Origin of the sequence: Komagataeibacter xylinus (assembly GCF_004302915.1) — a bacterium.
Classification (GTDB): Bacteria; Pseudomonadota; Alphaproteobacteria; order Acetobacterales; family Acetobacteraceae; genus Komagataeibacter; species Komagataeibacter xylinus_C.
Genome location: NZ_QQBI01000054.1, coordinates 1 through 11963 on the forward strand (window position 1 = coordinate 1; position 11963 = coordinate 11963).

An 11963-nucleotide genomic window follows, 5' to 3' on the forward strand; every position below is an offset into this window, starting at 1 on the left:
AGATCGGGCTCCTGTGGGATGACTGAATTCTACAAAATAACCCAAAATTTCCTCAAGTGTGAGAAATTCGCGTCGATATTTCAGGATATGCGACAGGGTTTTTCCCACGGGACCGGGACACTGTGCGGCAGAAGTAAAAAAGAGGCATAGGATGGCACAAAAGTTTCGGGTCGTAATCGTAGGCGGTGGCGTGGCTGGCCTGGCGCTGGCAACCCGGCTGGGTGACAAGATCGGCAAATCTGGCCGCGCGGAAATCACGCTGGTCGATAAAAGCTTCGCGCATGTGTGGAAGCCGATGCTGCACTGCTTTGCCGCCGGCACCGCCGCCAACGAGAATGACCGCATCAGCTTCCTGTCGCAGGCAAGCCGCCATCATTTTGAATTCTGGCCCGGTGAGATTGCGGGCATGGACCGCAAGGCCAAGACCATTACGCTTGCCCCGGTTGTCGAGCCCACGGGCGAGGTGATCCTTGATGAACGCAAGCTGGAATATGACGCGCTGGTGCTGTCGATCGGCAGCCGCGCCAACGATTTCGGCACACCCGGCGTGGCCGAGCACTGCCTGTTCATTGACAACCTCGTCGATGCCAATGGCTTCAACGACCGTTTCCGCATGGAACTGCTCAAGGCGTTCGGCAATAACGAGCAGCTTGACATCGCCATTGTGGGTGGTGGCGCCACCGGCACGCAGCTTGCCGCCGAACTGCACAAGGCGCTTGACCTCGCCTCGCTCTACAGCTTTGGCAAGAAGCCGCCCAAGCTGAACATTACCCTGCTTGAGGCGGGACCGCGCATCCTGCCCGCCTTCCCCGAGGCGGTATCGGCTGCGGCGCAGAAGGAGCTTGAGGCGATTGGCGTCAAGGTCCAGACCTCGGCCATGGTCAGCGGTGCGGATGAAAAGGGCTTCATGCTCAAGGATGGCACCCGCATTCCCGCCACCCTGCGCGTATGGGCGGCTGGCGTGAAGGCGCCGGATGTCACGCGCAAGTTTGGTGAACTCAAGCTGTCGCGCTCGGGCCAGCTTGAAGTGCGGCCCACGCTGCAGCTCATGGAAGATGACAGCATCTTCGCCATGGGGGACTGCGCCTTCATTGCTGAAAAACCTGTCGCCCCGACCGCACAGGCCGCCCGCCAGCAGGCCCATCACCTTGCCCGCTACATGCCGGCCTGGATTGGCGGCAAGGCGCTACCGCCATTTGCCTTCCACAACAAGGGCGCGGTTGTTGCGCTTGGCGACTATAACGGCTGGGGCACCTTCCCCGGCGGGCGCGTGTTTGGTGGTGGCTGGCTGCGTGGCATTACCGCGCGCATGGTGCATCTCATGCTGTATCGCCAGCACCAGTTTGAACTTTACGGGGTGTTCCGCGGCACAATGTCGTGCCTGGTAGACTGGCTGGACGTGTTCGTGCGGCCTTCCGTGCGGCTTGACTGAAGCATACAGGCATAGGAAGCGCCGCTTTTTAAGAAAGCGGCCTTTCCTGAAGCTTTTTGGAAAAAGCTTCACCAAAAACTTTCTTATGATTGATTGCTATGCCAGCAGGGCGGGCGCCATCAGGCCCCGCCCTTTACTTTATGGTTCGGCCCGAACGGGTGCGACCCAGAGCGAGGATTGCAGCGCGTAGGTGTTCTGTAGCAGCGGCACCAGCGCCGGGCGGCCTTTCAGCCTGATCCATTCATCCAGTGCCGTGCGAAAAATGGCGATGCCACACCGCGCCATGAGGCGGGCGGCGGTCTTGCGGTTCTTGCGCTCGGCAATGCGTTTGGCCAGCCCGTCTGCCAGACAGTCTTCCCACTTGCCGTATTTCTGCAGGCTTACGGTCTGGAGCGAGGGCGTTTTTTCAATCAGGAACACGAAGGCATAGGTGTCCTGCCGGTTGGCCGCAATACGCGGCACGAGCGAGGTGAAGGCATGCATCATCGCATCGGCGGGGTGCATCTCGGCCGGGCAGGCCGCGAGGGCCTCGGTCAGGGTCTGGGTCATGCCGCGCGTCCAGGCCAGCACGATGTCGCCCTTGGTCTCGAACATGCGAAACAGGGTACGGCGCGAGACTTCCGCCGCATCGGCAATCTCGTCCACCGTCGTCTCGTCATATCCCTTGGCGGAGAACAGCCGCATTGCCTCGGCAATCAGCGTATTGCGCGCACGCGCCTGCTTGCGTTCGCGCAGGCCGGGCTTTGGCTGATCGTCAGGGGCGTCGGGCTTCATGCAATCTCCTTGTGGGCATTTCCATCATGCCGCAGGGTATTACGCATATTCAAGATGCGAGGAAGAGCAAAACGGCTTGCGGTTACGCCACAAGGAACTGGCGATAATAGGCATGCATGTCATCAAACAGGCAGAATTCCGGCGGCCCGAGATCGATTTCGGGCAGGCGCTCGGCCATCCGGCCCTGAAACTGCACCATCACATCCGCATAGTCACGGGCTTCGCGCGCGGTAAAGGCCCGGATCCTGTAGCCGATGGTGGTGTGGAAAACATACCGGTCCAGCCATGGATCATGCATGCCCAGATGGGCGGCAAGGCTGGCGCGGAAGCGGCGCAGCGCGGCAGCACCCTCCCGGTCCAGTGCTTCAAGCCGGATGCGGCAGCCCTGCCTGTCACGCAGCGGGTCCGGCCGCGCGGGGCGCATGCGCAGGGGGGTGGGCAGCCTGCCGGGAAAGGCCCGGAGCCTCTCACCAACCCATGCATCGCATTGCGGCATGGGGGTATCGCGGGCCAGGTCGTGCGGCCATGTGCGTTTACCGCGGCGGGTATTGTTCAGCCCATCAAAGACCGTCATGTGATAGCTTGAGGGCGGCAGGAGCGCGATTTTGGCGGCAAAATCGAACTGGCTCATCTGGTTGTGCAGATCAAGCATGGCATGGAAAAACGCGCCGTTGCGGGGCAGATGGCAGATAACCGTATTGCCGGGAAAGTATCGGGGCCTGCCATCGGGGTGAAATTTATTCTGGTTGAACAGCACTGTTTTCTTCTCCTCCGGCTGGTCGCCACCTTTCCCCGCATCCGGGTCAGGTTTTTACAGCCATTCTGCCGGGCAGGCGCATGCTTTTACGGCAGGGGCAGGCATGCCCTGCACCAGGCAGGCGGGCTTTATTGCCACCCGCCGCTTTACAGCGCCCTGATGGGCTGGGAATATGAACCCGGCTGGGCAAATGTCGCAACTGGCCCCGCCGCGCCCATGAAGGACTGATCTTGACATGACCCTGCCTGCCCGAATCCTTGGCACGCTCGTGGCCGGCATGTGCCTGGCCATCCCTGCCCTGCACGCCCGCGCGGCTGAAACCCCTGCCAGCCCCGGCACGCCGGTCGGCACGACCCCGCTGGCCCCGGCCCTGAGCCTGCCCGGTGCGGGCCGGGCCCTGCGCATGACCTATCTTTCAACCGATGGCATAACCGGCAGGGGCACGGTGCCCGTCACGGCGGAAGTCATCCTGCCGCCGGGCAGGCCGCCTGCGAGCGGGTGGCCCATCGTGGCGTGGGCGCATGGCACCGTGGGCATCGGGCAGGCGTGCACGCCCTCGCTCCACCCCTATAGCGCACGCAACAGCAAATACCTCGCCACCTGGATGAAGCGGGGCTTCGCCGTGGTGGCCACCGACTACCAGGGGCTGGGCACGCCGGGGGTGCATCCTTACCTCGATACGCGCGTCGAGGCCTATAACGTGCTTGATGGCGTGCGCGCCGCTGTGGCCGCCGTGCCGGGGCTGCGCAACACGGTCATGATCGTGGGCCAGTCGCAGGGTGGTGGGGCGGCGTTTGCGGCGGCAGCGTTTGCGGCCACCTATGCACCGGATGTGAACATTCGCGGCACGGTGGCCACCGGCGTGCCCTATTTCACGCCCGAACTCGGCGCGCAACTGACCGCCGCAGCCCAGGCGGCAGGGCCTGCAAAATATGACCCGCTGGTTGTCTACATGCTCTATCTGGGGGCCTCGCTTGCCGGGCGCGACCCGTCCTTCCACCCCGAGGAGGCCTTCACCCCCCGCGCCATGGCCGCCTACCACGCCGCATCAACCACCTGCGTGGGCGAGATGGAGCACAAGGCAAGGGATGAGGGGCTGACCGTACCCAATGCCCTGCAACCCGGCTTCCCCAAGGCGCTGGCCCCGGCCTTCGCCGCCATGGCATACCCCACCCTGAAGCTGGCCCAGCCCCTGTTCACAGGCACGGGCACCGATGACCATGACGTGCCGCCCATGCTGCAGCTCTCGCTGGTCAGGGCCGCCTGTGCGGCAGGCAGCACGGTTCAGGCGCATCTGTACAAGGGGCTGGACCATTCACAGACCGTCAACGCCTCGCTGCCGGATTCAGCAGCCTTTACGCAGGCGGTCATGGCGGGCCAGCCGGTTACGCCGCAATGCGCGCCGGTGCCGCAGTAAGGTTCTCCCTACCCTGTTACGCGCAGGAATTCCGTAACCACGCGCAGGAATTCCCATGGCTGCTCGGCATGCAGCCAGTGCCCGGCCCCTTTCAGCCGCACCAGCCGGTAATGGGGAAAAAGCTGGCGCATGAGCGGGTAATTATCGGGCTGGACATAGGGTGAATTCCCCCCTGCCACAAACAGCACCGGCCCGCCATACTGCGTGCCCGGCGGCAGGGCGGGCCAACCCACCACCTGCGTCATGCCCGCCACGATCTGCCCAAGCCCGATCTGCCAGTGCGGGCTGGCGCCGAACACGATGTTCTGCTTCATCATGTCACGCACGGGCTTTTCCGCAATGGCGGGGGCAAGCCAGGCATCGGCCTCGCCCAATGTCAGCGTGGGGGGAAAATGCAGGGCGGCCAGTGCCGTGGCGATCGCACCGGAATGCGCATGGCCACCCTGCCCCGGCGCAATATCGGCCACGAGCAGGGCATGCACGCAGGCAGGGGCCTGCAATGCCAGCATCATCGCCACCTTGCCCCCCATGGAATGCCCGATAACCGTGGCGGGCAGCGCGTCATGCGCGGCCAACGTTTCATGCACGTCGGCTGCCATGGTGGGGTAATCCATCGGGCCATGCGGGCTGGCGCCATGGTTGCGCAGGTCAAGGGCAAGCGTGCGACGGGTGGCGGCAAGGCGGCGCTGGAAAAACCCGAAATTGCGCGCCCGCCCGAACAGCCCATGCAGAAAGACCACTGGCGGCAGGGTGTTGCTGCCCTCCTCCGGTCCGCGTTCAATCACATCAAGCAGCACTCTGCCCGGCTCCCTTTTCCATGCATCAGGGCGGTGAGCATAGCCTGCAAACCTGAGGCGCGTGCTCATAATTCCGTGCCCGCACTGGCCAGCCCTGCCCTTGAAAACCTTCATGCCCGGACCGACATGTAAATCGTTACGCCCGATGAAGACGATCGGCGCGATGTCTTTAATAAAAAACAGGACTGGAACAGACCATGAGCGCTGCTGAAACCCTCCGCAAACTCAGCCCCGAAGACGTGCAGGAAATTGCCAAGCACCTTGAGGGCACGCTGCACCAGCACAAGGCCGACCTGCACAAGCAGATTGCCGAGCACCTGGCCAGCCTGAAGGGCGAGGTCACGCTGCATGAGAACAAGATCCCGACCTCGTGCAAGGTTTACGGGATGATGTTCCTGCTTGCGGCCTCGCTGGCCAGCTTCATCTTTGGCCGCAAATCGGCTGAATAAACCCCGTGGGCACGGGCAGCCCGGCGGGGCGGCCCGTGTTCAGAAACGGAAGACGAAATTAGACTGGTAATAGGTACCGCTCGACCCGCCCGCCTCATTAAGCGCGCGTGAGGTCATGAAGCGCGAGACATACTGCGTCCATGACAGATGGGTATTGATCTGCCACGCCACCGACACCTGTGGTGCCATGCCCACGAACCGCCCCCTGAAATTACCCGCGAATTTGTAGTAACCCGATGATTTGTAAACCGGGTCATTCACGCTATCGCGCCAGAACAGCGGATATTTGAACTGGATGCTGACGGACTTGAACGGCGTTATGCGCACGAGTGGCGCAAAGCTGATCAGGTTCGAGCCGGTCATGTAGGTCGTGGTGTCAAGATAGTTGGTCTGCGGGTTGAAGGGCGAGAGATAGGTGCCCACCGTGCCCTGGCTTTTCGAGGCATTGCCGCCGGAATATACATCCGTCTGGATACCGGCAAAGGTGTGCAGCGACTGGTCGGGCAGGCGATAGCCCACCGTGCTGTTGATGGCATAGGCGCTGACCCCGCGCGGGGCATTGTTGCTGGCATTGCGGAACACACCGCCCTGCCATATGCCGCCCACCGAGAATTCGATCGGGCCTGCAATGCCATGCCAGCGCATGCCGAAATTGTTGCGGGTATCCGACCCGTTGACCGACCCCTTGGGGCCCACGATCGCCCCTGCCGAGCCATTGAGCTTGTAGCCGATGTAGAATGCATCGACGAAGGAATAGCCCTTCTGCCCCATGAAGGTGAAATCCGGCGGCGCCCATGTGGCGTTGAAGCCGTACAGGCGGCTGGCATAGTTCTCGACATCATGGAACATGCGCCGGTCACTGTCATCGGTCTGCACGAAATCCCATGCATCGATGCGGATGCGCTGCCACACCATATAGGCGCGGAACCCATCCCATGACAGCGGCACATTGGGCGTCTCGCGTGCATAGAGCATGTATGATGGCGCATCGAGAAACTGCTGGCGGCCGAACATGAAGCCACTTTTGGCACCCAGCATGTTCCACCGTACCTCCACGAAGGCCTGCTGGGCATCAAGCCGCTTGCGATAGGTCGAGCCGTAGCCATAACCGCCCCACCCGCCTGCATCCGCATTGACCAGTTGGCCGAAAAACCGCAGGTGCTCGCCAATATGCAGGTCCGCGCCATACAGGTTGCGCACGCCAAAGCGGCCGGAATCATTGGGTTTCTGCGTGCCCAGGGCGGGGCGGCTTTCATACCAGTTGCGCAGCCGCGTCTCGCCCGAGAAGCTGATCCACACAGTGCCGCTGCGGGTGAGCGGAATGTATTTCAGCGCATCGAACAGGTCATCATGCTTTTTGGGGTCGCGCAGGTTGCTCCAGTCCTCGGCCCAGGGGCTGACGCCATACCGCCCCACCGGCCCGAAGCCCGCAGCCTCGCCATTGCCGCGGTTGAACACGCCCCAGTCATACTGGTGGCCGCTGCGACGGTTTTCCTGCCCGCCTATGCGGATGGGCTGCCCCACCGGGTTGGCATGCGGAAACGTGAGGATAGGCGGGCGCTGGGTCATATGCACCACCATCTGTTCCGGCTGCCCCGGCGCGGTACTGCCCGCGGGCACGGCCGGATCGGGTGCTGCCTGGGCCGCGTGCACCGCCAGCATGGACACGCACAGGGCGCCCCCGCGCATATATCGGTACCCCAGCTCCGTTGCTGATTGAAGGGTGGACATCATGTTCATGCACCACATGGCATGCCGGAAGGCGGCGGCAGCAGGTTAAATACTGCAATATGTCGTATTATAATAAAATATTCCGGTCAATATCGTATTTTATAATCTCCCCCATGGCTCAACCGTATGGACAAGCCCGGAAATGGCGGGGCGATATAGGGCCATCCCCTTGAAAAACCTCTGTTAACTTACAAAAAATCCGGTCACCAACCCATTGCACGAAAACAATCGTACAATACGGAAATATCCTGGGAAAATGCCTCATTCTTCCCCGCAGGGTTTAGGCTCCGCGCAGGGGCCCCGGCCTGCGCGCCCTTCCCGTTCGGCCTTAATAAACATTATACAGCGTATTTAATATTGACGCACGCAGCCTCCTGTTTCTTTATGCCTCTTAAGCCCCGGCACGCCATGCGGTCCATCAGGGGCGTTGTCAAAAAGACCATCACGCCATAGTGGTGCTGCATCGTTGCTCTTACCACGATGTACCGATCAGGAATGCCATGAAACAGATGACCCCCCTCACCCGTCGCGCCCTGCTCAGCCTGACTGGCGGCCTCGCCTGCCTGCCCCTGGCATCACGGGCCAGGGCCGCGGAGGGCAAGCTGATCCGCGTCGGCATCATGGCGGGCGAGGATGAAGATCTGTGGCGGGTGATTACGGCCAATGCCGCAAAGGAAGGGCTCAACCTCGGCATCGTGACATTCTCCGATTACAACACGCCCAACGAGGCCCTGGCCGAGCATGAGCTTGAGGCCAACGCCTTTCAGCATGCCCCGTTCCTCGAGGCCCAGAAAGCGGCCCGGGGTTATGACATCGTCAGCGTGTGCTCGACCTATTTCTCCCCCATCGGGCTGTATTCGGCGCGATGGAAGGCACTTTCGGAGCTGCCGGACAAGGCCGTGATCGGCGTGCCGAACGACCCGAGCAATGAAGGCCGCGCCCTGCGCCTGCTTGAGGCACTGGGGCTGATCAGGCTTGATTCCGCAGCCGGCCTCCTGCCCACCCCGCTCGACGTGACCGAAAATCCCCATCACTTCACCTTCCATGAGCTTGATGCGGGCATTGTCGGCCGCACGCTGCCTGACGTGGATGCCGCCGTGATCAACACGAACTGGGCGCTGAAAGCGGGCGTGGACATACAGAAACAGCGGATCGGTGTGGAATCGCTGCAAAACAACCCCTACGTCAACTTCGTGGCCGTCAACACCGCTGATGCACATGCCCCATGGATTGAACCGCTGATCCGCGCCGTGCACCAGCCCGCAACGCGCGAGGCGATTGCCACCATCTTCCACGGTGCGGTTGAACCGGCATGGACGTGAATGTTGTTGATGTGCGCCATGTGAGCCGCCGCTTTGGCGGGCATGTGGCGCTTGATGATGTATCGTTCTCGGTGGCGCGGGGCGAGATCCTGGGGGTGATCGGGCGCTCGGGGGCGGGCAAGAGTTCGCTGCTGCGCTGCCTTGGCGCGCTCGACCGACCCGATTCAGGGCAGATCCTGATCGAGGGCCAGGACATCACCACCCTGCCACAGGCGCAGCTTGTGCCGTTGCGGCGGCGCATTGGCTTCGTGTTCCAGCATTTCAACCTGCTCAGTTCGCGCACGGTGGCGGGCAATATCAGCCTGCCGCTTGAAATTGCGGGCGTGCCACGCGCGCAACGGCCCGAGCGCATTGCGGCCCTGCTGGCGCTGGTTGGCCTCTCGGCGCATGGCGATAAATGGCCGGCACAGCTTTCAGGCGGGCAGAAGCAGCGCGTGGGCATTGCCCGCGCGCTGGCCAATGACCCCGCCCTGCTGCTGTGCGATGAAGCCACCTCCGCCCTTGACCCCGAAACCACTACCGCCATCCTTGACCTGCTGGCCGAGATCAACCGCGAACTGGGGCTGACCATCATCCTCATCACGCATGAGATGGATGTGATCCGCCGCATTGCCACCCATCTCGTGGTGCTCGATCAGGGCCATATCGTCGAAAATGCGCCCACGCTGGCCATCATGGGGGCGGCCACGCAATCCGCCGTGACCGAAGCCCTGCTGTCGGAAACACAGCCGCAGGTGCCCCCTGCCCTGCGCGCGCGGCTGGTGGCCGAGCCTGCGCCTGATGGGTGGGCGATCATCCGCCTCAGGCTCGCGGGCGAGGCCGCGTGGCAGCCCCTGCTGTCGCTGCTCGGCCAGCAATACGGCGTGGAGGCCACCGTGCTGCAGGGCGGCACCACCGAGATCGCGGGCCAGCCCTTTGCCGACCAGATCGTGTCGGTTACCGGTTACTGTGCCGAGATCCATGATTTCCTGACGCAGTTCGACCCCTCACTGAAGGTTCTTGGCCATGTCCCGGCTGATCATTGACCTGATCGCACGTGCCACGTGGGAGACGACCATCATGGTCGCCTGCTCGGGGCTGCTTGCCGTGCTCGGCGGCCTGCCGCTGGCACTGCTCATGGTGGCGATGCGGCGCGGCGGGCTGATGCCCTGCCCGCCCGCCGCCCGCCTGCTGGGGCTGGTGGTGGACATCCTGCGCGCCATCCCGTTCATCATCCTGCTGGTCATCCTCATTCCCGTAACCCGGATGATCGTGGGCACCTCGCTGGGCACGGCCGCGGCGATCGTGCCGCTTTCGCTTGCGGCCATTCCCTATTTCGCCCGTATTGCCGAGGTCTCGCTGCGCGCGGTGGACCCCAACCTGGTCGATGCCGTGCACGCCATGGGTGGCACGCGGTGGATGATCGTGCGCCATGTGCTCATACCCGAGGCCCTGCCCGGCCTGGTGGCGGGGTTCACGGTCACCCTCATTACCCTGACCGGGGCCTCGGCCATGGCTGGCGCCGTAGGCGCGGGGGGCTTGGGCGATCTTGCCATCCGCTACGGCTACCAGCGCTTCAACACGCAGGTCATGTCGCTTGTGGTGGTGGTGCTGATCGTGTTCGTGGCCGTCATCCAGGCGGCGGGCAATGCGCTGTCGAACCACCTGCGCCACGACTGAGAGGCCGCTTGAAAAAAGCAGGCCTGATAATATCCTGAAATGACAAAAGTTTTTGGTGTCGCCTTTTTTCAAAAAGGCGACCTCTCCTGAAGCTTCTTGAAAAAAGCTTCACCAAAAACTTTTCTCTCCCCCGGCACCATACCGGCACAGGGAGCCTGCGCCCCGTGGCCCTCAGTCCAGCCGGACCGAGGGGCGCACGAACACGTCCAGCCAGTCGACAAGGCAGGAAATCGTGCCGCGCACCGGCCCATACAGCTCGAACTGGTGCTGGCGGTAGAGCATGAGATGCACCATCCGCGCCGACAGGCCATGCAGCCAGCCGCCGCCAAACACCGTGCCGCCGGGGAAAGTGCCCCACCCATTGTAATCGCCCAGCGCCACGACCGCCCCCTTGTTATGGAAGGTGAAGGCAGGCATGGGCTGGCCACTCATCATCCACCCGGGCAGGTGGCGGGCCAGGTGATGGGCCTGCTGGCGGGCGGCCTGCGCCGTGGGGGCCACGGGCTTTTCGGCAATGAAGGCACAGTCGCCCATGGCGAAGATGTTGTCATCATCAAGGACCTGCAACGAGGGCCGCACCTCAAGCTGCCCCGAGCGCGACAGCTTGAGGCCGTCGAATTTTGCGGTCACGTCCGGCGCCTTGACGCCCGCGGCCCACACCCGCAGCGTTGCGGGCACGCGCGAGCCATCCTTGAGCATGAAGCCGTTTTCATCCGCGCCGCTGACCATCGCCCCCGCGCGCACGCTCACGCCAATCGCTTCAAGCTGCTTGACCGCCGCCGCCGATACCGCCTCGGGGAAGGCAGGCAGGATGCGGGGGCCTGCCTCAAGGAGCGTGATGCGCAGCTTGGGGGGCTTGCGGCCAAAGCTGTAGAGCGAGGCGAGATCGAGCGCCTTGTGCAGCTCGGCGGCGAGCTGCGTGCCGGTGGCCCCCCCGCCCACGATGGCGATATCGAGCTCGTTGTTATTGGCAAAGGAGCGCAGCAGTTCCATGCGGAAACGGTCATTGAAGCCGTTGGCATCGACGAGGTTGTCAATGAACAGGCAGTGCTCGGCCACGCCGGGGGTGCCGAAATCATTGGCGCGGCTGCCGATTGACAGCACCACCGCGTCATAATCCAGCGTGCGGGCCTCGACCACCACCTCCCCGCTCAGCGGGTCCTTGATGGGGGCGAGCGCAATGGTCTTGGCCGTGCGGTCGAGCGCCGTGATCTCGCCGGGCCAGAACTCGAAATGGTGCCGGCTGGCCTGTGACATGAAGCTGATGCGGTCGTTCTCGTTGGCGGCGGTGCCGGCGGCAAAGCAGTGCAGCATCGGCTTCCACACATGGGCGAAGCTCTTGTCCACCAGTGTGATTTCCGCGCGGCCCGATTTGCCGACCGAATTGCCCAGCCGGGTTGCGAGCGCAAGGCCCGCGACACCGCCGCCTACAATAACGATCCGAAACTTTTGTGCCATCTCGATAATGCTCCACACCCGCTCGCACGGCGTGCCGGTTTCCGCATGGAAAACACCGCCCCGCCACATTCATAACAAACCATGTTTGGGTCGACGCGGAAATCTCACGGAAGGGTTGTACATCGGGTCAGATTATGAAAAAGTCTGTTTTGTAGAAAAGATGTTTT

General features: G+C 62.8%; 11 protein-coding genes. 6 read left to right on the forward strand and 5 right to left on the reverse strand.

From position 1 onward, the window contains the following. Positions 1–151: 151 nt before the first annotated feature. Positions 152–1432 (forward strand): NAD(P)/FAD-dependent oxidoreductase, encoded by a 1281-nt coding sequence (locus tag DV027_RS16140; RefSeq protein ID WP_130732884.1) that lies wholly within the window; start codon positions 152–154, stop codon positions 1430–1432. Between the two features lie 138 nt (positions 1433–1570). Here the strand turns inward: DV027_RS16140 and DV027_RS16145 are convergent, their stop codons facing one another. Continuing rightward, positions 1571–2206, reverse strand: a complete 636-nt coding sequence (locus DV027_RS16145; protein ID WP_130732885.1) for a TetR/AcrR family transcriptional regulator — start codon at positions 2204–2206, stop codon at positions 1571–1573. An 82-nt stretch (positions 2207–2288) separates the two neighbouring features. Continuing rightward, complete coding sequence (locus DV027_RS16150) at positions 2289–2963, reverse strand: DUF1868 domain-containing protein (protein ID WP_130732886.1); 675 nt, start codon at positions 2961–2963, stop codon at positions 2289–2291. Positions 2964–3198: 235 nt separating this feature from the next. Here DV027_RS16150 and DV027_RS16155 point away from each other — a divergent pair, with 235 nt between their 5' ends. Further along, positions 3199–4380 carry a lipase family protein gene (locus DV027_RS16155; protein ID WP_130732887.1) on the forward strand — a complete coding sequence of 394 codons (1182 nt, stop codon included), beginning with the start codon at positions 3199–3201 and terminating at the stop codon, positions 4378–4380. A gap of 8 nt (positions 4381–4388) precedes the next feature. On the opposite strand, the gene DV027_RS16160 is transcribed toward DV027_RS16155, so the two are convergent. Beyond that, a complete protein-coding gene (locus tag DV027_RS16160; protein WP_130732895.1) occupies positions 4389–5177 on the reverse strand; it encodes an alpha/beta fold hydrolase in 789 nt (262 codons plus the stop codon). A 197-nt stretch (positions 5178–5374) separates the two neighbouring features. On the opposite strand from DV027_RS16160, the gene DV027_RS16165 reads away from it, so the two are divergent. Then, positions 5375–5626 carry a hypothetical protein gene (locus DV027_RS16165; RefSeq protein WP_130732888.1) on the forward strand — a complete coding sequence of 84 codons (252 nt, stop codon included), beginning with the start codon at positions 5375–5377 and terminating at the stop codon, positions 5624–5626. 39 nt (positions 5627–5665) lie between these two features. On the opposite strand, the gene DV027_RS16170 is transcribed toward DV027_RS16165, so the two are convergent. After that, a complete protein-coding gene (locus DV027_RS16170) occupies positions 5666–7315 on the reverse strand; it encodes an alginate export family protein (RefSeq protein ID WP_242621975.1) in 1650 nt (549 codons plus the stop codon). Positions 7316–7857: 542 nt separating this feature from the next. Between DV027_RS16170 and DV027_RS16175 the strand changes: the two genes are divergently transcribed. From DV027_RS16175 to DV027_RS16185, 3 genes are read left to right on the forward strand one after another with little or no spacing between them, the layout of a single operon-like run. Continuing rightward, positions 7858–8679: a MetQ/NlpA family ABC transporter substrate-binding protein gene (locus tag DV027_RS16175; RefSeq protein ID WP_130732890.1), complete on the forward strand. Its 822-nt coding sequence runs from the start codon at positions 7858–7860 to the stop codon at positions 8677–8679. Then, positions 8670–9704 (forward strand): methionine ABC transporter ATP-binding protein, encoded by a 1035-nt coding sequence (locus DV027_RS16180; protein WP_130732891.1) that lies wholly within the window; start codon positions 8670–8672, stop codon positions 9702–9704. The genes DV027_RS16175 and DV027_RS16180 overlap by 10 nt, the downstream gene beginning before the upstream one ends. Beyond that, positions 9685–10338: a methionine ABC transporter permease gene (locus DV027_RS16185; protein ID WP_130732892.1), complete on the forward strand. Its 654-nt coding sequence runs from the start codon at positions 9685–9687 to the stop codon at positions 10336–10338. The genes DV027_RS16180 and DV027_RS16185 overlap by 20 nt, the downstream gene beginning before the upstream one ends. Positions 10339–10509: 171 nt before the next feature. Here the strand turns inward: DV027_RS16185 and DV027_RS16195 are convergent, their stop codons facing one another. Next, entirely contained in the window at positions 10510–11796 is a 1287-nt protein-coding gene (locus DV027_RS16195) for an NAD(P)/FAD-dependent oxidoreductase (RefSeq protein WP_130732894.1), read from the reverse strand. Between the last annotated feature and the right edge of the window lie 167 nt (positions 11797–11963).